Genomic DNA, 22,774 nt, shown 5'->3' on the forward strand with positions numbered 1-22,774 from the left:
TCACTGGTATGCACCGGGCGGGCTCGCACGGCAGCGCAGTCCGTGCGAACCGTCACCCCCCTCAATCGTCGACTCGCGTACGGCGGGCTGCTTCGGGCGGCTCGCCGTACTGACTTCTGACCTGGGGATGAACACCGGGCGCGGGTGCGTTCGCTTGCACTCGGCAGGGTAGAGTGCTAAACAGTTCGTTGGCACTCTGTGCAGCAGAGTGCCAACATCGGATCGAGACGATGGGGTCTGCCGAACGGAGATGCGGGCCCATGCCGTCGCGGGCGTCGGCTCGGTCCACGACAAGCCACCCTGCATCTGGGAGGTCTAGCCTTATGGCAGCCAAGATGATCGCGTTTGACGAGGACGCCCGGCGCGGTCTCGAGCGCGGTATGAACCAGCTCGCCGACGCCGTCAAGGTGACCTTGGGTCCCAAGGGCCGCAACGTCGTGCTGGAGAAGAAGTGGGGCGCTCCCACGATCACCAACGACGGTGTGTCCATCGCCAAGGAGATCGAGCTCGAGGACCCTTGGGAGAAGATCGGCGCCGAGCTGGTCAAGGAAGTCGCCAAGAAGACCGACGACGTCGCGGGTGACGGCACCACCACCGCCACCGTGCTCGCCCAGGCGCTGGTGCGCGAGGGTCTGCGCAATGTCGCCGCCGGCGCCAACCCGATGGCCCTGAAGAAGGGCATCGAGGCGGCCGTCGAGCGCGTCAGCGAGGAGCTCTCCAAGCTGGCCAAGGATGTGGAGACCAAGGAGCAGATCGCCTCCACCGCCTCCATCTCCGCCGCCGACCCCGAGATCGGCTCGCTCATCGCCGAGGCGATGGACAAGGTCGGCAAGGAAGGCGTCATCACCGTCGAGGAGAGCAACACCTTCGGCCTCGAGCTCGAGCTCACCGAGGGCATGCGCTTCGACAAGGGCATGACGTCGATGTACTTCGTGACCGACTCCGACCGCATGGAGGCCGTGCTCGAAGACCCGTACATCCTGATCGTCAACAGCAAGGTCTCGGCCAACAAGGACCTGCTGCCGCTGCTCGACAAGGTCGTGCAGTCCGGCAAGCCGCTGCTGATCATCGCCGAGGACGTCGAGGGCGAGGCCCTGGCCACCCTGGTCGTCAACAAGATCCGCGGCCTGTTCCGCTCGGTCGCGGTCAAGGCCCCGGGCTTCGGCGACCGCCGCAAGGCCATGCTCAACGACATCGCGATCCTGACCGGTGGTCAGGTCATCGCCGAGGAGGTCGGCCTCAAGCTCGAGACCGCCACCCTCGACCTGCTGGGCCGCGCCCGCAAGGTGGTCGTGACCAAGGACGAGACCACGATCGTCGACGGCGCCGGTGACGCCGAGCAGATCGCGGGCCGGGTCAACGAGATCCGGGCCGAGATCGACCGCACCGACTCCGACTACGACCGCGAGAAGCTGCAGGAGCGCCTGGCCAAGCTGGCCGGCGGCGTGGCCGTGATCAAGGCCGGCGCCGCGACCGAGGTCGAGCTCAAGGAGCGCAAGCACCGCATCGAGGACGCCGTGCGCAACGCCAAGGCGGCCGTCGAGGAGGGCATCGTCCCCGGCGGTGGTGTGGCTCTGCTGCAGGCCGGCGCCAAGGCCTTCGACAAGCTGGAGCTGGCGGGCGACGAGGCCACCGGTGCGGCGATCGTGAAGAAGGCGCTCGAGGAGCCCCTCAAGCAGATCGCGGTCAACGCCGGCCTCGAGGGCGGCGTCGTGGTCGAGCGCGTGCGCAACCTCACCCCGGGTGAGGGCCTCAACGCGGCGACCGGCGAGTACGTCAACATGTTCGAGGTGGGCATCCTCGACCCGGCCAAGGTGACGCGCTCCGCGCTGCAGAACGCCGCTTCCATCGCGGCGCTCTTCCTCACCACCGAGGCCGTCATCGCCGAGAAGCCCGAGAAGACCCCCGCTGCGCCGGCCGGCATGCCCGGCGGCGGCGACATGGACTTCTAGGTCTTTTCTCGTCGTAAGAACGAAGAGCGGTCCGGGCTTTTCCGGGCCGCTCTTGTTTTGTTTGACTGCCATTACGTTTCACAATTGCTCGACTACTCCAAGTGAGGAAGGGTGGTGCCACCACACCGCCTGCACAAAGGAGTAAGAGGATGTTTTCCCGCAGCAAGCGCATTTTCGGCATCGCCGCCCTGGCCCTCGTCGCCGCCACCACCGCGCCGGCCGCCCCGGCCTTCGCCGAGCAGCGCTCCCTGTCGCTGACCGACATCCCCCTGCTGCGTGAGCTGAAGGGGCCGCTGTGCCTGCCCAATTCGCGGACCGGGCTCACGGTGCTGGACGCGCTGCTGCCGCAGCTCATGGCCTGCGCCCAGACCCCGCTGACCGACTGACCGCGGTCGCCGACACGAAGCGCCCCGCCGTCGCGGCGGGGCGCTTCGGCGTCTCCTGACGCGGTCAGACGCCGTAGAGGGCGACGATGTGGCCGCGGGCCAGGGTGTTGGCGGTGATGTTGAAGCCCACCACGGCCGGGCTGGCGTCACCGTCGACGCCCAGCCGGTCGACCCCGAGCGCGTGGACCGTGAAGACGTAGCGGTGCGGGTCGCCGGGAGGCGGGGCCGCGCCGCCGTACGCCTTCGTGCCGTAGTCGTTGCGCGCGTGCGCCGCCCCCTCGGGCAGGCCCTTGAAGTCGGGCGCGCTGCCCGCGCCCGCGGGCAGCTCCGTCACCGAGGCGGGCAGGTCGAACAGCACCCAGTGCCAGAAGCCGCTGCCCGTGGGGGCGTCGGGGTCGTAGCAGGTGACGGCGTAGCTCAGGGTGCCCTCGGGGGCGCCGGACCAGCGCAGGTGGGGCGACTGGTTCCCGCCGGTCATGCCCCAGTCGTTGAAGACGTGGAGGTCGGCGAGCCTCGCGCCGTCCTGGAGGTCGTCACTCTCGACCGTGAGCGCGGGAACCGACGGCAGGTGTTCGTGTGGAAGCGGTGCGGGCACGGCATCCTCCTAGGTTGAGAGCTGCTTGCCCAGCCATCCTAGAAGCGGCCGTGCCCGCCGCTCTCACGCCGTCAGCTGCGCCGGGAGCGCCTTGTCGTGCAGGACCGTCAGCGAGGTCACCGCACGGGTCAGCACGACGTACAGCCGGGCCAGGCCCCTGGGCTCGGCGGCGACGATGTCGGCCGGCTCGACCACGATGACGTGGTCGTACTCCAGACCCTTGGCCAGGGTGGCGGGCACGATCAGCAGGCGGTGCTCCTGCGCGGCGTCGGGGTCGAGCACGGCGTGGGGGAGCTCCGCCAGGGCCCGCGACACCTCGTCGACCAGCGCGTCGGGGACGATCACGCCGATCGAGCCCTCCTTGGCCAGCGCCTCCCCTGCGGCCCGCGCCACGGAACCGCCCTTGCTGACGGTGAGCGAGCCGAGGCCGGGGCGCAGCGAGCGCGGCGCGGCCAGGGCGGGGGCGATGGACGGGAGCAGCCTGGCGGCGTAGTCGAGCACCTCGCGCGGCACGCGGAAGCCGAGCGTCAGCTCCGTCACCTCGCCCTCGCGCTGCCCCAGGTGGCGCAGCACCGACTCCCACGAGGTGGTCGACCACGGCGTGGTGCCCTGGGCGAGGTCGCCCAGCACGGTGGCCGAGCCGTTGCGGCAGCGCCGGCCGAGCGCCCGCAGCTGCATCTCGGACAGGTCCTGGGCCTCGTCCACCACGAGGTGACCGAGCGACGGCGTGCGCTCCATGAGGTCGCCCAGCTCGTCGAGGAGCGCGGCGTCCGCGGCGGACCACTTCGCCGACTTCCAGCTCCGGTACGGCTTGCGCCAGATCAGCAGCTCCTGCTCCTCCGGCGACAGATCCGACTTGGCCGCCTTGACGGCCCGGCCGAGGAAGTCGGGATCGGACAGCAGCCGGAACAGCACCTGCTCGGGCGTCAGCTTGGGCCAGACGGCGTCCACGAGCTGCTTGACCGGCTTCGACCTGGCCACCGCGTCCTGCACCCGGTCGTCGGGCGACTCGCCGCGCTGCTCCATCCTGACCAGCACCATGTGCGCCAGCCGCTGCGCCAGGGCCGCCCGGCCGGGGTTGTAGCGGGTGGTGCCGCGCAGGGAGGCCACGATCTCGCGGACCTCGTAGTCGGCCACCCGGTGGCGGTAGGCGCCCTTGGTGAACACCAGGCCGTCCTCCGGCTTCACGATGTGCAGCCAGAGCGCGCTTTCCAGCACCGGCGCCATCCTGGCGTCGCCCTTCACCGCGGCCACCAGCGGGTCCTCGGGCGCCGCGTGCTCGCCGAGCAGGCCCGCCACCGTGGTCTGGTCGACCTTGACCTCGCCGAGCGCGGGCAGCACCGAGGAGATGTAGGACAGGAAGGCCCGGTTGGGGCCGACGATCATGACGCCGGACCTGGCCAGCCGCTCGCGATGGGTGAACAGCAGATAGGCGGCGCGGTGCAGGCCGACGGCGGTCTTCCCGGTGCCGGGCGCGCCCTGCACGCACACGGTCTGGGCCAGCGTGGCGCGGACGATCTCGTCCTGGTCGGGCTGGATGGTGGCGACGATGTCGCGCATGGGGCCGGTGCGCGGCCGTTCGATCTCCTCGGTGAGGATCTTCGACGGGCCGATCTCGCCGCCCTCGCCGAGCGGCTCGTCCTCGAACGCGGTGAGCGCGCCGCCGTGGTAGCCGAAGCGGCGCCGGCGTACGACGCCCATCGGGTCGGCCGGGCTGGCCTGGTAGAACGCGCGGGACACCGGGGCGCGCCAGTCGATGACCAGCGGCTTGCTGCCGCCGTCGTGGACGTGGCGGCGGCCGACGTAGATCGTGCCGGGCAGGTCGTCGCCCCCGGCGCGGTCGAGGCGGCCGAAGAACAGCGGCGTGTCCGGATGGTCGGCCAGGGCCGCGACGCGCTGGTCGAGCAGCGACTGGAGGATCTGCTGCGACACCCAGTCGCCGGCCGCGTCGGCGGACAGGGACTGCGCGTGGGCGCGCATGGCCTTCAGCGCGGCCCTGGACTCGGCCAGGTGCGCCTGCTCCGAGGCGAGCACGTCGGTGGGTGCGCCATCGGGTGCGTCGGGGGGTATGTCGGGTGCCAGCTGGTGTGCGGGCATGCGGAAATGCCTCCTTGTCGGTTTTCGGAGGTGGTCAAGGCAGCGAATCGACCAGTTTAACGGCGACTCCGGCATGACTCCAAAGCATTTACCGGCGGCGGTCTGGGTACGCACAGGAGGTGGTGCGGGTCCAGCTTCGTTTCTCCCCGGTCATCCCCACGATCGCGAGCTTCCTGCTCGCCGCGCTGTGGGCGCTGTCGGTGTTCGCCGGGTGGGGGGCGCAGGCGTTCTGCGCGGGCGGGGAGGCCGCCTCACTGTGCTCGCAGCGCCTGTCCACGGTCTCCGCCGTCTCCGGGCTGTTCGCCGTGCTGGCCGCCTGCTGCACGGTGGCCGCCTGGCTGTTCCCGTGGCCCCGGCACGATCCCCAGGCGTTCGCCCGGCTGATGGGCGCCGGCGTGCTGGCGTGGGTCGTCGCGGAGGGCGTGCTCTTCCTCGGGGGCCTCCTGGTGCGCTGAAGGGTGCGCTGAGGGGGCATGTTTGTGCGTGCTGAGCTTGCGCGAATTACCACAGATCCGTACGTTCGTAACCAACCTGGGAACACCGAAAAAATCGGGCATTTCAGGTGGGTTTGTCGGATCATGGGGGTATGTCGCAGGCGGCGTGATAGTACGCAGGTGAGGGGGGTGGTTCGAATGTCGTCGGCCCGCGGAGTCTCGTGGACATGACACCACGCGGAAGTGCCCGGCCGCTCGGGCGAGCGGCCGGGCATCACTGTCTCTAGACCCCGCCGAGCACGTCGTCGGCGTCGATGATCTGGTACGCGTACCCCTGCTCGGCCAGGAACCGCTGCCGGTGCGCGGCGAACTCCTGGTCCACCGTGTCCCTGCTGACCACCGTGTAGAACCGCGCGCCCCCGCCGTCGGCCTTGGGCCGCAGCACCCGCCCGAGCCGCTGCGCCTCCTCCTGGCGTGAACCGAACGTGCCCGACACCTGGATCGCGATGGCGGCCTCCGGCAGGTCGATGGAGAAGTTGGCCACCTTCGACACCACCAGCACCTGGATCTCCTTGTCGCGGAAGGCCTGATAGAGGCGTTCGCGCTCCTTGACCCGGGTCTCGCCCTTGATGACCGGCGCGTTGAGGTGCTCGCCGAGCTCGTCGAGCTGGTCGATGTACTGGCCGATGACCAGCACCTGCTCGCCCAGGTGCCGCCGGACCAGCGCCTCGGTCACGTGCGTCTTGGACGGCGTGGTGGCGCAGAAGCGGTAGCGCTCGTCGGACTCGGCCATCGCGTACGCCAGCCGTTCCTCGTCCGTCAGCGTCACGCGCACCTCGACACAGTCGGCCGGCGCGATCCAGCCCTGATTCTCCATCTCCTTCCAGGGCGCGTCGTAGCGCTTGGGACCGATCAGCGAGAACACGTCGCCCTCGCGCCCGTCCTCGCGCACCAGCGTCGCGGTCAGCCCGACCCGCCGGCGCGCCTGGAGGTCGGCGGTCATCCGGAAGATCGGCGCGGGCAGCAGGTGCACCTCGTCGTAGACGATCAGGCCCCAGTCGCGGGCGTCGAACAGCTCCAGATGGCTGTAGACGCCTTTGCGCCGGGTGGTCATCACCTGGTAGGTCGCGATGGTGACCGGGCGGATCTCCTTCTTGGTGCCGGAGTATTCGCCGATCTCGTCCTCGGTCAGGGACGTGCGCTTGAGCAGCTCGGTCTTCCACTGGTGGGCCGAGACCGTGTTGGTGACCATGATGAGCGTGGTGGCCTCGGCGTGGGCCATGGCGGCCGCGCCGACGATGGTCTTGCCCGCCCCGCAGGGCAGCACGACCACGCCCGAGCCGCCGTTCCAGAACGCCTCGGCCGCCTCGCGCTGGTAGGGGCGCAGCTCCCAGCCGTCCTGCAGCAGCTTGATCGGATGCTGCTCGCCGTCGACGTAGCCGGCCAGGTCCTCGGCGGGCCAGCCGAGCTTGAGCAGCGCCTGCTTGACGTTGCCGCGGTCGCTCGGGTGCACGGCGACGGAGTCGGCGCCGATCCGCTCGCCCAGCATCGGCTGGATCTTCTTCGAGCGCAGCACCTCTTCGAGCACGGCCCGGTCGGTGGAGGTGAGGGTCAGGCCGTGGACCGGGTCCTTCTCCAGCCGGAGCCGGCCGTAGCGGGCCATGGTCTCGGCGATGTCCACGAGCAGCGCGTGGGGCACCGGATAGCGGCTGAAGCCGATGAGCGCGTCGATGACCTGCTCGGCGTCGTGGCCCGCGGCGCGCGCGTTCCACAGCGCCAGCGGGGTGACGCGGTAGGTGTGCACGTGTTCTGGAGCGCGTTCGAGCTCGGCGAACGGGGCGATCGCCTTCCGGCAGGCGTCGGCCCTTTCGTGGTCGACCTCGAGCAGCAGCGTCTTGTCCGACTGGACGATCAGCGGTCCATCGCTCACTGGCATTTCTCCGTGGGGTTCAGACGGGGCTCGGCGCGACAGGACCATCGTCTCGTGATCCCGGCTTCCCCGCTTCCCCTCTCCAACAACGGTGGAGCCAGGATTAGTCCACGATGACGGCCCGGGGCCGGTCGGGCCCGGCTCAGTCGTCGAACGCGCCGCTGACCCCGAGGATGACGAAGCCGCCGATGGTGAGCACGAAGCCCGCGCCGAACAGGATCCAGCTCCACATCACCATGCTGCGGGCCGAGCGCGGGTCGGTGTTGGCCCGGCCGAGGGCCAGGCCGGCCAGGATCGCGCCGGGGATGCCGAGGATGTTGCAGCACGAGACGACCGCGAGCAGGTTGAGCACGAGGGAGACGATGGCGTTGGCGTTGGGGCCGTTGTTGCTCGGGGGAGGCGTGCCGTAGCCGTAGCCGTACTGCGGGGGCGGCTGGTCGCCGTAGGGGGCGCCGTAGGGCTGGTACGGATAGCCCGACGGGTTTTCCTGACTCATGTTCACCTCCAGACAGGTCAACACTTATCACGGAATTGGCCGGGGCCTGACCCGATGTGCGAGACCACGGGGCCTCCGGGCACGTTGTGCGGGATCGCCATGGCCTCCGGGCGTCGCTCGCGCGACATCACCGTGGCGTTCGAGGGCCGCTCAGCCGAGCCTTTCCCGCAGCGCCTTCCGGTCCAGCTTGAGCACGCTCGTCACCGGGACGGAGTCGACGAAGCGCACCTCGCGGGGATACTTCACCCGCCCCACCCGTTCGCGCGCCCACGCGATCAGCTCCTCGGCCGTCACCTCAGCGCCCTCCCTGAGCTGTACGAACGCCACGACCTCCTCCCCGAGGCGCGGGTCGCGGCGGCCCACGACGCCCGACAGCACGACGTCCGGATGCCGGTTGAGCGCGTCCTCCACGTCGCGCGGGAAGACGTTGAAGCCGCCCCTGATGATCAGATCCTTCTTCCTGTCCACGATGTAGAGGTAGCCGTCGTCGTCCACGCAGCCGATGTCCCCGGTGCGCAGCTCCGCGCCGACCAGCGCCGTGCCCTCGGGGTCGGGCTCGTGCTCGCCCCAGTAGCCGAGCATCAGCGACTCGCCCGAGACGCAGATCTCGCCGACGTCCCCCGTCTCCATCGCCTCGCCGTCGCCGTCGCGGATGGTGATCGAGTAGCCGGCCAGCGGCAGGCCGACGCTGCCGGCCCGGCGCCGGCCGGGCGGGTTGAAGGTGGTGACCGCGCTCGTCTCGGTCAGGCCGTAGCCCTCCAGGATCTGCGTGCCCGGCATCCTGCGCTCGAACTCCGCCAGCGCCTCCCGCCCGAGCGGCGCCGCGCCGCAGGTGAGGAAGGCCAGGTCGGGCAGCGGGTGCTCGTCGAGCGGCTCGGCGAGCAGCAGGTGGATCATGGTGGGGACGACGCTGCCGTACTGGACGCGGTGCTCGGCGGCCAGCGCGAGGAACGCCTTCGGGTCGAACCAGCGCATGAGCACGGCCTGCTGCGGCTCGGTGGCGTGCATCGAGGCGACGGTGACGATCAGCCCGTACGCGTGCGACAGCGGCACGGGGATCAGCGCGCGGTTCAGGCCCTCCTGGCGGGACAGCTCGAAGGCGTCCTTGGCGACCTGCCACAGGCCGCGGTGGCTGAGCATGACGCCCTTGGCCCGGCCCGTGGTGCCGCCGGTGTACATCAGGGCGGCCAGGTCACCGGGAGACCTGGTCACGGGGCCGCGTCCGGTCGCCTGTTCCAGCTCCACCGTGTCCACATATATGGGGATGTCCACGTTGGCGGCTCGTACCGTGTCGGCCAGTTCGGGCGAGGTGACGATCGCGCGGGCGCCGCTGTCGAGCAGGATGTGCCGCAGTTCCTCCGGACCCACGAGGAACACCACCGGCGTCACCACCGCGCCCGCCGCCCACACCGCCTGGTAGATGAGCGGCACCTCGGGGGAGTTGGCCATCATCACGGCGACGCGGTCGCCGGGCCGGATCCCCGCCTCGGCCAATCCGCCGCACATCCGGCGCGCCCGCTCGGCGAGCGTGTGACTGCGATGCCAGACGCCCTCGTAGAACACCGAGTCGTGGTCGTCGAAACGGTTCCAGGACTCCTCGGCCAGACGGCCCAGCGTTTGCTCGGTCACATGCCCAACCTGATGCGAGTGATGAGGCGCAGTCAAGCCTCCTCCGCCTTGACTAGTCATTGTGGACGGTCTTCATGTAGCCCGTAAATGAGTATTAATCCGCGTTCGGTGTCATTTGTGTTTTCAGTTTGGCCGGGATCGTGTAATGGTGGAAGATCTGAGGACCGTGAGGTCTTGAGTGATGAGGAAAGGTTCGTCCCGCGTATCGGTTTCGACCTGACCGTGTGACCGTTTCCGCAGGTCGGGCTGGTCGTGGTGACGCTGTGCGACCTGTTGTACGTGAATGAAGAAACTTGTTGGGCAGGAAAGCTTCCTGTAGAAAACTTCCCCGTTAATCCCGAGGTGACTTTCGTGACCGAAACGCCTGAGCCGGGCGAGATCGACCTCGACAACATAACGCTCACCGGAAGTCTGAGAACAGTCGGTGACCATGTGCGTACCGTGGCCGGTCCGGCCACGGGAGACCTCAGCCGGAGGCGGGCCGACGCGCTGCTCTCCCCCTACCTGGAGCCGGGCTGCTTCCCCGAGGCCGTGCGCCGGCTGACCACCCGCCATCTGCTCGTCCTCGTCGGCGAGGAGGAGACGGGCCGGCGATTAGGCGGGCTCGCGCTCCTGTCGCGCATGTCGCTGGCCGAGAGCACGATCACCGTGCTGTCCCCGGCGGCGCGGGCCGGCGAGCTGCTGTGCGGCATCGACTACGAGCCGGGCCGGGCCTACCTGCTGCACGACTGGATCACGCCCAGCACCGACCGCACCGAGCTGGTCAACCTGGCTCGCAAGCTGGCCGAACTCGGCTCCTACCTGGTCGTCACCAGGGGCGGCGAGCTCTCCCAGGCGGTCGAGGTGGAGCAGCGGTGGGCCGTGCCGGACCGCGGTGAGCTGTTCGACCTGTGCCTGAGCTCGTTCGACCGGCGCGCGGGGCTCGGCGGCGACGAGGTGAGCGGGGCCAGGGACCTGGCGCTGACCCTGGCCACCCCCGCCGAGGTCGTGCGCCTGGCCACCCGCCTGACCCGGGGCGATGAGCCCGCCGGTGACGAAGTGGCGGCCTGGTTCGACACCAAGCCGCCCGTGCGCGACGTGCTGGCCGTGGCGGCGCTGGCGTTCACGCACCGGCTGACCGGGACCGTCTACGAACGGCAGCTCGCCCGGCTGGAGAAGCTGTGCGAGGAGCAGGGCCACCGGCCCGCGTCCGGGCCGCTGATCGGCGTCGAGGGCGGGCTCACCGGCTTCCGCGCCGCCCACCAGCGCGGGCGGGTGCTGGGCGAGCTGGTCACGCGCTACGGGTTCTGGCTGTGGCAGCCGTTGCGCGCCTGGGTGCTGTCGCTGCCCGGGCAGGGGGCCGCGGTCCAGGTACGCGCCGCGGAGGGGGTGGCGCTGCTGGCCCGGCACTCGCCGAAGGAGGTGCGCCAGGAGTTCCTGGAGGTCTGGGGGCAGGGGAGCGCGGCCGAGCGGGTGGCGGCGGCCAACGTGCTGTCGTACATGTGCGCCGACGACACCCTCGCTCCCGGGGCGCTCGGGGTCGCGCTGCACTGGGCGGCGGATCCCGCGGACATCAGGGCCACGACGGCGGCCCTGGCGCTGGGCGGCGGGCTGTCGGTCCGCTATCCGGCCGACTCCGACCGGCAGCTGCGGCGGCTGGAGTCGGCCGGTGGGCCCGCCGCGGCGGTGGCGCGCCAGTCACTGGCCCAGTCGTTCACGGCCGTGCCGCACGGCTGACCCGGACGCTCGGCAGGTCCCGTCTCACCGCCGGCCCTCTCCCGTCTCGCCGCCGACCCTCTCGGGTCTCGCCGCCGGCTCTCTCGGGCCTCCCCGCCGTCGCTGGTCAGAGGCCGGAGACGCCGGTGATGCGGTGCAGGGCGAAGCGGTGGACGGCGGCCCTGGTCTCGTCGTACGCGGTCAGGTAGCCGCCCTCCATCCTGGCCGGCTCCAGGATGCGCGAGGTGGCGTTGCCCTGGGAGTCGAGATAGCCGATCCACACCCGTACACCCTGTTTGATCGCCTCCTGGAGGGCCGAGATCGTGGCGGTGGCGGGCCCGCGCGGCACCTGGCCGGCGGGCGCGTCCACGGGCTCACGCCGGGCCAGGTGCGCCGCGTCGCCGGCCCGCAGCGCGCGTACGGCCGCCGCCGCGACCTCGGGGTCGAGGCCGTTGGGCGAGGCGACCGCGCGGACCGGGGCGAGGCCCTCGGTGCGGCGGCTCTCCAGCTGGGAGATGATCACGTCGCCGTCCAGCGACTCGGCCACCGGGGCGTACCCCATGGCCCGCAGCGAGTCGACCAGCGCCGCCCGCGGCGAGCGCGAGGCGATCACGGTCGGCGCGAGCCGGCGCAGGCGCAGCGCGGACGAGCGGCGGTCGGCGGTGATCTGGTCGAGCAGCGCCGGATCGTCGCAGCGGATGTACGCGCTCGTGGTGCCCACCCTGATCCGCCCGTGCCGCCTGGCCACGTCGGTCACCAGGTAGGACAGCGCCTGCGGCACCGGCGTGGCCGAGTGCCTGGCCAGCATGGAGACCAGCTCCTCGCCGCCGTGCCCCGCGTCGAGCGCGCGCCGGATCGAGCCCTCGCTGAACCGGTAGACCGTGGCCCCGCCCTTCGACTCGATGTCGGCGGTGAGTGTCATCCAGCGGTTGAGCTCGCTGGTCAGCGGGCCTGGCGCGACGGCGGTCAGGTCGGCCTGGAGCAGCACGTGATCGACCGGCTCAGGCAGCAGCGGGGCGAGCACGGAGGCCGCGTCGCCGCCCTCGACGAGCGCCCGCCCGTGCGTGGACAGCGCGCCCAGCCCGGTCACGCCCACCTGCTCGGCCTCCCGCAGCGCGAAGTCGGTCAGCTGCTCGCGCAGCGGCCCCCTGCGGCGTGGCTGCTCCCACGCCAGCCGTTCGAGCACGGCGTCCCGCGCGGGCGCCAGGCCCGGAGCCGACGCGAGCACGCCCAGTGTGGCCGCCCTGATGCCGGGCGCGGACGCGCGGCGCAGGTCGGCGTGCAGGGCGTTCAGCGGCCTGTCACGCTCGTCCCGGTCACCGACCAGGCCGGGCACGCGGTCCATGGACAGCCAGGTGAGCGCCAGCGCCGTCCACCGGTCGGCCGTGCCCCTGACCCGCCACAGGTCGTAGCCGGAGGTCGGCAGCCACTCGCCGTCCACCCCGCCGCCCGCGGCGACCAGCCCGGCCGCGTGCGCGACCTCGATCACCAGCGCGGTCACCCACTCGGGCAGGTCCAGCTCACCCGCCGTGCGCTTCAGGTCGCGCACGCCCAGCCCTCCGGTACGCAGCACGCCAGGCGGCTCGACGCTCCACCGCTCGCACAGCTCCTCCACGGACCTGACGAACGAGAACGCCTGCCCGGCCGCCGTACGGTCGGCCAGCTCGGGATCGCGCGCGGCCCCCTCCAGCGGCGGCGGCACGGCCAGCAGGTCGCGGTGCACCCGGCCGCCGCGCAGGTGGAGCCCCACCTCGCGGGGCAGCGCCACGGTCTCCTCGCCGGTGGCCGCCAGCAGGCCGCGCGCCAGCAGCTCCTCGATGGGCGAACGGGCCGAGGCCACGCTCACCTCGCGCCTGGCGTTGGGCACGCGGCCGGTGGGCGGGCCCCAGACGAGCTGGTCGAGCGCGCCCCTGGCCTCCGGCGAGACCTGCTCGATCAGCGCGGCCGGCCGGGCCAGCGCCGCCGCCAGCCGCTCCTTGCCGGAGCCCGTGGTGCCGGGCGCGACGTCGTCGGCCATCTCGTCGAGCTGCTCCGGTGCGTGGTGCCGGAACGCGTCCACGGCGCGCGGGCCCAGCCCGGCCGGGTCGTCGAGCAGCTTGCGTACGCCGGGGCCGAGGTCGAGCGCGTCGTCGGGGCCGTAGACGAGCGCCAGGTCGTACAGCCGGTCGAGGGCGGCCGACAGCGCCGGCTCGGGGTCGGCGCTGCCCGCCTCACCGGTCGCCAGGGCGTTCGCCGGATCGGCGCCCGCCAGCGCCGCCCGGATGAGCTCGCGCAGCTCGTCCTTCGTCACCGGGCCGTCGCGTACCGCCAGCGTCTCCACGACCGCCAGCGTGAACCGGTCGAGCCGGTCGAGCACGCGGCCGATCGCCGACGGGCTGCCCGCTCGTGAGGCGAGACCTTCCAGATGCGCGGGCACCGGAGTGATCAGCTCTGGCCGCGCGGAGACGAGCGCCCGCAGCTGTGCGTCGGTGCGTCCCCTGATCCACTCCGTGAACTCCATCGTTGCCATGGTATGTCCCCCCTGATTGGGGCAGCATGGCTAGGCGTGATAGAGCGCGCGGACCAATTGGTGCTGAACTACGTCTCGAAAGCCGCCGACGCGGCCCACGGCGTGCTCAGGGCTGACCAGCGGCTCGACTTCGCCAGACGGCTGCGGGCCAGGATCGAGGTCGAGCGGGGCGGCAGCCAGAACGCCCGCCAGGTGGCCAAGGTGCTGGCCAGGTTCGGCGATCCGGTCGCGCTCGTCGAGCGCGAGGCGCGCCGGCTGGCCGAGGCGGGCGTCGCCACCGCGCGGGACCCGGCCGGCGTGGGCGCGCGGGCGTCCGGGGGTGGCGCGGGGACGAGCCTGGGAACGGCGGGCTCTGGGACGGCGGGCCCTGGGACGACGGGCCCTAGGACGGCGGGGACCGGGGCCGTCACGAGGCCGGTCAGTGGGCCGGTCAGTGGGCCTTCCGATGGTGCTGGTGCGGGTGGGGGAGCCACGCGGCCCCTACCGGCCGTGGACGGCGAGGAGGCGCCGCCCGGGGTGCGGGCCTACCGCGGGATCGCCCAGGACAGCCTCGACCGGCGTCAGGGCATGGGGCTGCCGTTCGCCGGGCTGCGCAGGGCGGCCATGTCCAGCGCCAACCCGATGGCCACCGGCGGCAGGGACGCCAGGACCATCGTCAAGGAGTACCCGCGCGACACGGCCGCGCTCGTGATCCTGGTGCTGGCGGCGCTGCTGGTGCCGTTCCACCTGCCGGCGGTGGCGATCTTCCAGATCCCCCTGGTGGTGTGGGCCGTGGGCGCGGTGATGGTGCTGTTCAGCGACGCCTGGAACGTACGCGACCGGTTCGTCGGCGCCGGCGCGCCGCTGCTCGGCTACGCCGTGGGCGGTGTGCTCATCGGCGGCCTGCGCGTGGGGATCGAGGCCGGGATGGAGGCGTTCGTCACGCAGTTCTTCGACGTCAGCGGCACCATGTTCATGATCGGTACGGGCGCCGGCGTGCTGTGGCTGGCCTACCGCCTGCTCGACGTCAACTGACCGGCGCGGGTCTGGGGCTGGGGAGCAGCCCGACGGCCAGCCGCACCCAGGCGGCCACGAACTGGTCCTTCTCCGCGTGCCCCGGCAGCTCGCCCACGGTCTCCTGGAAGAGCCGGTAGTGCACCACCGAGCCCCCGAGCACGGTCGAGATGCCCGCCCAGTCGAGCTGGGCGTCGTGGTATTCGGGCTGGGCCTTGAACCAGGTGACGATGGCGTCGAACATGGGCTGGAGCAGCCCCTCGCGGACGACCGTGACCAGCTCGGGGAACTGGCTCAGGTCGCGGAAGAAGACCCGGGTCAGCTCCGACTCCTCGCGCACCTTCGCCAGCCCGGCGCGGCACACGTGGGACAGGCGTTCCTCCAGGTCGACCGAGGCCTCCATGGTGCTCAGCTCGGCCAGGCTCTCGGCCACCTGGATCCGGGTCCGGCTGGCGTGCTCGTTGATGGCCGCGGCCAGCACCTCGTACTTGGACTTGAAATGCCGGTAGAGCCCTCCGGCGCCGGGCGAGAGCCCGGAGGCGGCTTCGATCTCGGCCACCGACGTGGCGGCGTAGCCCCGCTCGGCGAACAGCCGCAGGGACTCATCGATGATCCGCTCACGTGTCGATCTGGTCATGTCTGTGCTGATACCTCCGTAAGGAGAGTAGTCGTTATGGAGCAGCGCGCCGGATCAGGCTCGCCAGGGCGGAACCGATGATCAACCAGACCACCGCGGCCAGGCCGTAGTTGACGATGGTGGTCAAGTGCGGATCGGCGAACCTGAAGAGGTTGGCCAGCCCGAGGGAGAGCGTCGCGGCGAGCGTCTCGACGAACCGGTACCAGACGTTGGCCGGGTTGGCGCTGAACACCGTGAAGACCGCGTGGAGCACCAGAGCCAGCGCGGCGACCCTGCTGGCCAGCCGTACCAGGTAGACGAGCGCGCCCACGACGCGCTGCCACACCGTCAGCACGGGCCCGCCGGGGCGGGCCGGGCGGTGCGGCCTGGGCTCCGGCCGGGGTTGTGCCTGGGCTTGCGACCGGGGTGGGGCCGAGGAGGCGACGAGCCGGTCTCCGCTGTGCGGCGGCTGGGGGGTGTCGGTCACGGCCACTCCTCTCCGATAAGTAATTCCTTTCTTCCCATTCCCATGCTCTCAGAACAAGGCCCGTTACGCGGGGTAGGGGGAGGTTTGGGATCCTGCTCTGGTGATGACTTCGGTGGGATTCGACCTTGACATGACATTGGCGGACACGCGATCGGGCATAGCGGCCGTATTCGACGAGCTGGCCGTGCGTTTGGGCGTGCCATTCGACAGCGCGGCGATCGTACGGCGACTGGGGCCGCCGCTGGAGATGGAGCTGGCCAACTGGCTGCCCGCTGAGGAGGTCGAGGCAGCCGCCGACCTCTATCGAGAGATATATCCGGAAATGGGGGTGCCGAGTCACACGGCGATGGCGGGCGCGTACGAGGCGGTCGAAGCGGTGCGCGCGGCCGGCGGCCGGGTCATCGTGGTGACCGGCAAGAACCCCCGCGACGCCGCCGGCACCCTCAAGGTGCTGGGGCTGGACGTGGACGAAGTGGTCGGCTCGCTTTTCGCGGCGGCCAAGGGATCGGCACTCGCGCGCTTCGGCGCGGCGGCTTATGTTGGTGACCATGTCGCCGACATCGAGGCCGCACGCGCCGGCGGCGCCGTGAGCGTGACTGTCGCGACCGGCCCTTACACGGTGGGAGAGCTGCGTGATCACGGAGCTGATGTGACGTTGGGCGACCTGACCGAATTCGCCGCCTGGTTCAGCACATGGCGCGAGCATCATGAACTCCGGTAAATGCACCGCATTTACCCGGTCGCCCTGGCGCGTCGCGGGGCATAACCTACATCCATCCGTCCTCCTTTCGACTGTTTGAACGAGGTCCTCCTGTGCCGAGTGGCAAGGTCAAGTGGTACGACGCCGACAAGGGATTCGGCTTCCTCACCCGCGACGACGGCGGTGAGGTCTTCGTGCATTCATCCGCGCTGCCCACAGGTGCGGGCCCGCTCAAGCCCGGCCAGAAGGTCGAGTTCGGCGTGGCCGAGGGCCGTCGGGGCCAGCAGGCGCTCTCCGTCAGGATCCTGGAGCAGCCGCCGACGCTGGCCAAGACCAAGCCCAAGGGCAAGCGGAAGAAGCCGGACGAGATGGTGGTCATCGTCGAAGACCTGATCAAGTTGCTCGACGGTGTGTCCACCTCCTACCAGCGCGGCAAGCACCCGGACGCGGCGCACGCCAAGAAGATCGCGCAGGTGCTCAGGGCGGTCGCGGACGACCTCGACGCCTGACCCGCCGTTCCCGCTCAGCCGTGCGGGTTGGTGAGCGGCTTGGTGGGATCCACCGTGCCGCGCTGCTCACCGGGCCCGGGCCGGTGGTCGGTCCGGTGGTCGGGCCGGTGGTCGGGCCGGGGATCTGGCCGCGGGTCGGGCCGCTCGTCGGGCTGTGCGTCAGGCCGGGGATCGGGCTGGGTGTCGGGCTGGGGGCCGGGGGAGGCTTCGGCTCGTTGGCGGCGTAGTTTGCGTTCGGTCTCGCGTACGCGGCCTCTGCGCGAGACCAGCAGCCAGCCGAGCGCCGCGGTGAGCGCGACGGCCAGCGCGACCAGCCCGGCCGTGCTGCTCCGCGTGAGCGAGAGCACCAGGCCCACCAGCCCGCCGAACACCCAGGCCAGCTGGAGCACCGCCTCGACCACGCCGAACGTGGACGAGCGCACCTCCTCGCCGATCTCCCGCTGCACGATCGCGTCGAGCGCCAGCTTGCCCAGCTCCTGGGCGAACGCCGTGACGAGGGCGATCGCCAGCGCGGTCCACACCCCGAAGAAGACGGCCGTGACGACGGCCGTCACCGCGGTCACCGCCAGCGTGACCAGCACGATGAGCTGCGGTGAGTTGTTGCGGGTCCAGTTCGCGACCGCGGCGCCCACCAGGCCGCCCAGCCCGGCCGCGCCCGCCAGCAGCGCGATCGTCTTGGGGATGTCGAAGAACGGGTCGCGCGCCCACGGCTCGGCGGCCGCCAGCCACGGCACCGCCTCGTCCTGCACCAGGAACAGCAGGAAGAACAGCAGGAAGCCGGAGAAGACGCGCAGCGCCAGGTTCGCCCAGACGGCCTCGGCCACCGCCGGGCCCACCTTGAGCAGGGTGCGCCAGCGCGGCGGCGCGCCCTCCTCCTCCAGGTCGGGCGAGTCGATGTGGCGCGGCAGGCGTACGGCGGCGACGCCCAGCAGCAGGAAGGCCACCATCGCCACCCGCAGCACCACCGCGCTGCCGACGACGGCGGTCAGCCCCGCGCCGACCGGCACCCCGACCCCAGCCGCGACCAGCGTGAACAGCGCCACCCGCGCGTTCGCCGAGACGAGCCCGATGTCGGCGGGCAGCACGCTCGGCATGATCGCCGCCCGCGACACGTTGTACGACTTCGACAGCACCAGCACGCCCAGCGCCCCGATGAACAGCGTCGGCAGGTCACCGGGCCCCACAGCGGCCGCCATGGCGAAGCACAGCAGCCCCCGCCCGAACAGCGTGCCCGCCATCACGTAGCGCCGCCCCGACCTGAACCGGTCGAGGATCGGCCCCACGAACGGCGCCAGCAGCGCGAACGGCAACATCGTGATGACCAGGTAGAGGGCCACGGAGCCGCGTGCCTCGCCGACGGGCACCCCGAAGAAGACCGTGCTGGCCAGCGCCACCGTGACGAGCGCGTCACCGGCGCTGTTGCCCGCCGACAGCTCGATCAACCGGCCGAGCCCGGTGCGGCCGGCGCCGTTGGCGTACGTGAGCCGGCGGGTGGCCTGGCCCACCTTCCTGGCGCCGCTCGCGGTGGCCTTGCCCGCCCGCGCGGTGCCGCTCGCCGTGACCCTGCCCGCACGCACGGTGGCGCGGCCCGCGTCGGCGGCGCCGCGCGCCATCCGCCGCGAGACCTCCCGTGCCCGGCCCCAGCCACCCTCCACGCCTACCAGTCTTACCCGATTCGCGGGCGATCTCTGAGCCGGATCCGCCGTTGTGGGCCCCCGCACGTCCCGGGATGGGTGAGAATGAAGTGTGAGCGAACAGCACCTTTCGGCGGAGCCGGCCCGATGAGCCGCACCCGGGCCCGCGTCTCCGCTCCCGACCAGGCCTGTGTCGCCGCGGTCGATCTGGCTCGCGCCGCGGCCGAGGAGCTGGCGCGGCCGGGCGAGCCCGGCGAGCACCTCGGCTACGAAAGCGAAGGCGACCGGATCGTCACCCACTACTTCGCCTGCCTCGACCGCGCTTATCGCGGCTGGCGCTGGGCGGTCACGGTGACCCGGGCCTCGCGGGCGAAGAAGGTCACCGTCAGCGAGGCCGTCCTGCTGCCCGGCACCGGCGCGTTGCTGGCGCCCGAGTGGCTGCCGTGGAGCGAGCGGCTGCGTCCGGGCGACCTGGGCGTGGGCGATCTGCTGCCGACCGCGGACGACGACGACCGGCTGGCGCCGGGCTTCACCGAAGTCGACGACGACACCGACAGACAGATGGTTTTCGAGTACGGCCTGGGCCGGGCCCGTGTGCTCTCGGCCATTGGCAGAGACCGTGCTGCCAGACGCTGGCACGCGGGCGAGCACGGGCCGCACACACCGATCGCACACGCCGCTCCCGCGCAGTGCTCCACCTGCGGCTTCTACTGGTTGCTCGCGGGTGAGCTCCGGTTGTCGTTCGGGGTCTGCGCCAACGAGTACGCGCCCGACGACGGCAAGGTCGTCGCCGCCGATCACGGCTGCGGCGCCCATTCCGAGGCCGCGGTGCTGCCGCCGCCGGTGGAGCAGGCCATCCCGATCCTCGACGACCTGGGCTACGACCTGATGGAGGAGGAGGCCGGCTCGGTCGACGAATCCGCCTCCGAGGAGCTCGGGCATTCCTGAGCCTGAGTGCTCGGGCGTTCCCGAGCCTCAGTGTCGGTGCGGGCCGCTAACCTACGGTGGCCCCCTACCCTCGACCAGGATCGTGATCGATGAGCGACACCTACGGCACTGACCGGTTGCGCGCAGCCGTCCTCTCGGCGTGGACGGCCTCGCCCGCCCGGTTCCGCGAAGACGCCAACGCGGAGGAGGACTTCGCGCTCGGCGGCTACCGCGATCGGCTGATCGTCGAGCTGGCGCAGAATGCCGCCGACGCGGCGCTGCGGGCGGGCGTGCCAGGGGTGTTGCGGCTGACCTTGCGCGGTGACGTGCTGACGGCCGCCAACACCGGCGCCCCGCTCGACGCCACCGGCGTGGAGAGCCTGTCCACGCTGCGCGCCTCGGGCAAGCGTGACGAGGCCGGCGCGGCGGGCAGGTTCGGCGTCGGGTTCGCGGCGGTCGTGTCGGTCTGCGACTCGCCCTCGATCGGCTCGCGCGGGGCCCCCGCCGTGCGCTGGTCCCGTACGGAGACCGCGGCCATCGTGGCCGAGCTGCCCGCGCTGGCGGGCGAGCTGGCCGACCGGGGCGGGCACGTGCCGCTGCTGCGGCTGCCCTTCGACGAGCCGCCCCTCATCGACATCCCCGACGGCTTCGACACCCTCGTCCGGCTCCCGCTGCGCGACCAGGCGAGCGTCGAGGCGGTCCGGCGCATGCTGGCCGAGGCCGGTCCCGCGCTGCTGCTCGGCCTGCCCGCGCTGGAGAGCATCGAGATCGACGTCGACGGCTCCACCCGCGCGGTGGCCGCCGACGGCTGGCACGTGGTGTCCGACTCCGGGGTGTTCACCCCCGAGGAGGTCGGCAGGCTCTTCGCCGACCGGCCCACGGAAGAGCGGGCCCGTCCCTTCTGGTCGCTGCGCTGGGCCGTTCCGGTGACCGGCACCGGCGAGCCGGGCGCGCTGCCCGCCTCCGTGCCGCCCGTGGTGCACGCCCCGACGCCCAGCGACGAGCCCATCGACCTGCCCGCGCTGCTCATCGCCTCGTTCCCGATGGCCACCGACCGGCGTCACGTGGCCAAGGGGCCGCTCACCGACTTCCTGGTCGAGCGGGCCGCCGACGCCTACGTCCGGCTGCTGCGCGAGCTGCCCCGCACGTCCAAGCTGCTCGACCTGGTGCCCTCGCTGATGGGCAAGGGCGAGCTCGACGCCCGCGTACGCAGGGCCGTGCTGCAGCGCCTGCCCGGCACGCCGCTGCTGCCCGCCCTGTCCGCGCCCGCCCCCGTCGTGCAGACGCCCTCCTTCGCCGACGAACGGGTCTACGAGCCCGACGCGGAGTGGCAGGTCGAGCAGCCCGCCCCCGAGCCCGACGGCGACGGCTGGGTCGTGCCGGGCCGCGAGGCGGCCGTCGTGGCCTCCGCCTCGGCCGAGCTGCTCGACACCGTGGCCGGCTTCGTACCCGGCCTGCTGCCCGCCGGCTGGCCCGCCCGCCACCCCGCCATGACCGCGCTCGGCGTGCGCCGGGTGGAGCTGGCCGACGTCGTCGACCTGCTGTCCGGTGAGGCCGCCGAGGCTCGCGAGCCGTCCTGGTGGCGCGCGCTCTACCAGGTCCTGCCGGCCGACGACCCCGAGTCGCTGGGCGCGCTGCCGGTGCCGCTGACCGACGGCCGGCTCGTCCGCGGCCCGCGCGGCACGCTGATCCTGACCGACGGCGGGGCCGAGCTCGACCTGTCCCCGCTCGGGCTGCGCATCGTGCACCCCGAGGCGGCCCATCCCGCGCTGCTGCGGCTCGGCGCGGCCGAGGCCACGCCGCGGACCGTGCTCGACGACCCGCTGACCAAGGCCGCCGTGGCGGAGTCGCTCGACAGCCCCGACCCCGAGCCGGTGGCGCGGGCCGTGCTGTCCCTGGTGGAGGCGTCCGGGCTGGCGCCCGGCGAGGCGCCGTGGCTGGCCGAGCTGGCCCTGCGCGGCAGCGACGGCGAGCTCTACCCGGCCGGTGAGCTCATGCTGGCCGAGGGGGCGCTGGCCGGGCTGCTGGAGGCCGACACGCATCTCGGGGTGGCCGCGTCCGAGCTGGAGGAGGCTTACGGCGCGCGGGTGCTGGCGGCGGCCGGGGTGCTCGACGGGTTCGCCGTCGTGCACGAGCCCGACGTGCTGCTCGACCCCGACGACTGCGACCACGACCTCGACGGCGAGGCCGACTGGCTCGACCACGTGCTCGACCTGCTGCCCGAGCTCGACGTGCCGCCGCTGGTGCCCGAGTTCCTGGCGGTGCGCGATCTGGAGCTGGTGGCCGACTGGCCGGCCGCGCTCCGGCTGCTGACCACGCCGCCGCTGCGGGCCGCGCTCCATCCGCTGCGCGTCGAGGGCGTGGAGGTGCCGTCCTACACCGCCTGGTGGCTGGCCGGCCACGCCGTGCTGGGCGGGCGCAAGCCGCTGGAGCTGCGCCTTCCCGGGGCCGACCCGCTGCTGCAGGGCCTCTACGCCGACGCGCCCGCCGGTCTCGACGAGGCCGCGCTGTCGATGCTCGGGGTCCGTACGACGCTGGCCGAGCTGCTGGCCTCCCACGGCGGCCCGGAAGAGCTCCTCGACCTGATGGCCGACGAGTCCATCGAGGTCGACCGGGCCCAGCTCCGTGCCCTGTGGACCGCGCTGGCCGCCGTGGACCCGTCGCGGGTCGCGCCGCCGTCGCGGGTGCGGGCCGTGCTCGAAGGGGCCATCGTGGTCGCCGCCGCGGACGACGCCGTCGTGGTGGAGGCGCCCGACCTGCTGCAACTGGTCCAGGACCGGCCGCTGGTGCTGGCCTCCTACGACCTGGCCGAGTCGCTGTCCGAGCTGCTCGACCTGCCGCTCGCCGGTGAGCTCACCTCGGGCGAGGTCACTTCGGAGGGGGTCCGGCGTGACGTGCCCGCCGAGGTCAGGTCGCTGCTGCCGACCGCGCCGGGCACGTACGTGGAGCATGAGAAGTTGCTGGTCGACGGGGTGGAGTGCGCCTGGCGGTTCTTCGAGGGCTCCGTGCACTGCACCGGGGTCGACGGGCTGGCCAGAGGGCTCGCCTGGGCCACCGGGCAGTGGAACGACCGGCTCGCGGTGGCGGCGCTGCTGCGCGACCCGAGCTCGGTGCCCCTCCTGCTCGCCGAGGCCGACCTGTCCTGAGCGCGGAGCCGGGGAGGCGCCCCCGTGTGGCCTCCCCGG

The 22,774-nt window shown here is 72.1% G+C and carries 18 protein-coding genes; 9 read left to right on the plus strand and 9 right to left on the minus strand.

What is annotated here, in order from left to right; translation table 11 throughout:
* The first annotated feature begins 323 nt into the window (after positions 1 to 323).
* Both groL and B0I32_RS46215 read left to right on the plus strand, forming a co-directional pair.
* Positions 324 to 1,952 (plus strand): chaperonin GroEL, encoded by a 1,629-nt coding sequence (gene groL / locus B0I32_RS46210; protein ID WP_106250596.1) that lies wholly within the window; start codon positions 324 to 326, stop codon positions 1,950 to 1,952.
* Between the two features lie 149 nt (positions 1,953 to 2,101).
* Positions 2,102 to 2,338, plus strand: a complete 237-nt coding sequence (locus tag B0I32_RS46215) for a hypothetical protein (RefSeq protein ID WP_106250598.1) — start codon at positions 2,102 to 2,104, stop codon at positions 2,336 to 2,338.
* Positions 2,339 to 2,402: 64 nt separating this feature from the next.
* Here B0I32_RS46215 and B0I32_RS46220 read toward each other — a convergent pair whose 3' ends face one another.
* Both B0I32_RS46220 and B0I32_RS46225 read right to left on the minus strand, forming a co-directional pair.
* Complete coding sequence (locus B0I32_RS46220) at positions 2,403 to 2,933, minus strand: YbhB/YbcL family Raf kinase inhibitor-like protein (protein WP_106250599.1); 531 nt, start codon at positions 2,931 to 2,933, stop codon at positions 2,403 to 2,405.
* Between the two features lie 63 nt (positions 2,934 to 2,996).
* Entirely contained in the window at positions 2,997 to 5,030 is a 2,034-nt protein-coding gene (locus B0I32_RS46225) for a HelD family protein (RefSeq protein WP_106250600.1), read from the minus strand.
* A 122-nt stretch (positions 5,031 to 5,152) separates the two neighbouring features.
* On the opposite strand from B0I32_RS46225, the gene B0I32_RS46230 reads away from it, so the two are divergent.
* A complete protein-coding gene (locus tag B0I32_RS46230) occupies positions 5,153 to 5,485 on the plus strand; it encodes a hypothetical protein (protein ID WP_146178559.1) in 333 nt (110 codons plus the stop codon).
* A gap of 262 nt (positions 5,486 to 5,747) precedes the next feature.
* Here the strand turns inward: B0I32_RS46230 and B0I32_RS46235 are convergent, their stop codons facing one another.
* The 3 genes from B0I32_RS46235 to B0I32_RS46245 all read right to left on the minus strand — a co-directional run bounded on the left by B0I32_RS46235 (position 5,748) and on the right by B0I32_RS46245 (position 9,519).
* Positions 5,748 to 7,400, minus strand: coding sequence for a DNA repair helicase XPB (locus tag B0I32_RS46235; protein WP_106250604.1), 1,653 nt, complete (start codon positions 7,398 to 7,400; stop codon positions 5,748 to 5,750).
* A 136-nt stretch (positions 7,401 to 7,536) separates the two neighbouring features.
* A complete protein-coding gene (locus B0I32_RS46240) occupies positions 7,537 to 7,890 on the minus strand; it encodes a DUF4190 domain-containing protein (RefSeq protein ID WP_106250606.1) in 354 nt (117 codons plus the stop codon).
* Between the two features lie 150 nt (positions 7,891 to 8,040).
* Positions 8,041 to 9,519 (minus strand): class I adenylate-forming enzyme family protein, encoded by a 1,479-nt coding sequence (locus B0I32_RS46245; protein WP_245956541.1) that lies wholly within the window; start codon positions 9,517 to 9,519, stop codon positions 8,041 to 8,043.
* Positions 9,520 to 9,870: 351 nt separating this feature from the next.
* Here B0I32_RS46245 and B0I32_RS46250 point away from each other — a divergent pair, with 351 nt between their 5' ends.
* Complete coding sequence (locus B0I32_RS46250; protein ID WP_146178560.1) at positions 9,871 to 11,235, plus strand: hypothetical protein; 1,365 nt, start codon at positions 9,871 to 9,873, stop codon at positions 11,233 to 11,235.
* 106 nt (positions 11,236 to 11,341) lie between these two features.
* Here B0I32_RS46250 and B0I32_RS46255 read toward each other — a convergent pair whose 3' ends face one another.
* Positions 11,342 to 13,714 (minus strand): helicase C-terminal domain-containing protein, encoded by a 2,373-nt coding sequence (locus B0I32_RS46255; RefSeq protein ID WP_106250612.1) that lies wholly within the window; start codon positions 13,712 to 13,714, stop codon positions 11,342 to 11,344.
* A gap of 45 nt (positions 13,715 to 13,759) precedes the next feature.
* On the opposite strand from B0I32_RS46255, the gene B0I32_RS46260 reads away from it, so the two are divergent.
* The gene (locus B0I32_RS46260; RefSeq protein WP_146178561.1) at positions 13,760 to 14,737 is read left to right on the plus strand and encodes a hypothetical protein; all 978 of its coding nucleotides are present in this window, start codon (positions 13,760 to 13,762) and stop codon (positions 14,735 to 14,737) included.
* Here the strand turns inward: B0I32_RS46260 and B0I32_RS46265 are convergent.
* Both B0I32_RS46265 and B0I32_RS46270 read right to left on the minus strand, forming a co-directional pair.
* Positions 14,730 to 15,353 (minus strand): TetR/AcrR family transcriptional regulator, encoded by a 624-nt coding sequence (locus tag B0I32_RS46265; RefSeq protein ID WP_106250616.1) that lies wholly within the window; start codon positions 15,351 to 15,353, stop codon positions 14,730 to 14,732. The two genes, B0I32_RS46260 and B0I32_RS46265, sit on opposite strands and share 8 nt — an antisense overlap.
* Positions 15,354 to 15,387: 34 nt before the next feature.
* The gene (locus B0I32_RS46270; RefSeq protein WP_146178562.1) at positions 15,388 to 15,819 is read right to left on the minus strand and encodes a hypothetical protein; all 432 of its coding nucleotides are present in this window, start codon (positions 15,817 to 15,819) and stop codon (positions 15,388 to 15,390) included.
* Between the two features lie 103 nt (positions 15,820 to 15,922).
* On the opposite strand from B0I32_RS46270, the gene B0I32_RS46275 reads away from it, so the two are divergent.
* Together B0I32_RS46275 and B0I32_RS46280 are read left to right on the plus strand one after the other, a co-directional pair.
* A complete protein-coding gene (locus B0I32_RS46275; RefSeq protein WP_106250842.1) occupies positions 15,923 to 16,540 on the plus strand; it encodes an HAD family hydrolase in 618 nt (205 codons plus the stop codon).
* 92 nt (positions 16,541 to 16,632) lie between these two features.
* Entirely contained in the window at positions 16,633 to 17,028 is a 396-nt protein-coding gene (locus B0I32_RS46280) for a cold-shock protein (RefSeq protein ID WP_106250619.1), read from the plus strand.
* Between the two features lie 14 nt (positions 17,029 to 17,042).
* Here the strand turns inward: B0I32_RS46280 and B0I32_RS46285 are convergent, their stop codons facing one another.
* The gene (locus B0I32_RS46285; RefSeq protein WP_181308534.1) at positions 17,043 to 18,683 is read right to left on the minus strand and encodes an MFS transporter; all 1,641 of its coding nucleotides are present in this window, start codon (positions 18,681 to 18,683) and stop codon (positions 17,043 to 17,045) included.
* 126 nt (positions 18,684 to 18,809) lie between these two features.
* Here B0I32_RS46285 and B0I32_RS46290 point away from each other — a divergent pair, with 126 nt between their 5' ends.
* Together B0I32_RS46290 and B0I32_RS46295 are read left to right on the plus strand one after the other, a co-directional pair.
* A complete protein-coding gene (locus tag B0I32_RS46290) occupies positions 18,810 to 19,610 on the plus strand; it encodes a DUF3027 domain-containing protein (RefSeq protein WP_106250621.1) in 801 nt (266 codons plus the stop codon).
* An 89-nt stretch (positions 19,611 to 19,699) separates the two neighbouring features.
* The gene (locus B0I32_RS46295) at positions 19,700 to 22,735 is read left to right on the plus strand and encodes a sacsin N-terminal ATP-binding-like domain-containing protein (protein WP_106250623.1); all 3,036 of its coding nucleotides are present in this window, start codon (positions 19,700 to 19,702) and stop codon (positions 22,733 to 22,735) included.
* Positions 22,736 to 22,774: the final 39 nt, after the last annotated feature.

The organism is Nonomuraea fuscirosea (assembly GCF_003001935.1).
Classification (GTDB): Bacteria; Actinomycetota; Actinomycetes; order Streptosporangiales; family Streptosporangiaceae; genus Nonomuraea; species Nonomuraea fuscirosea.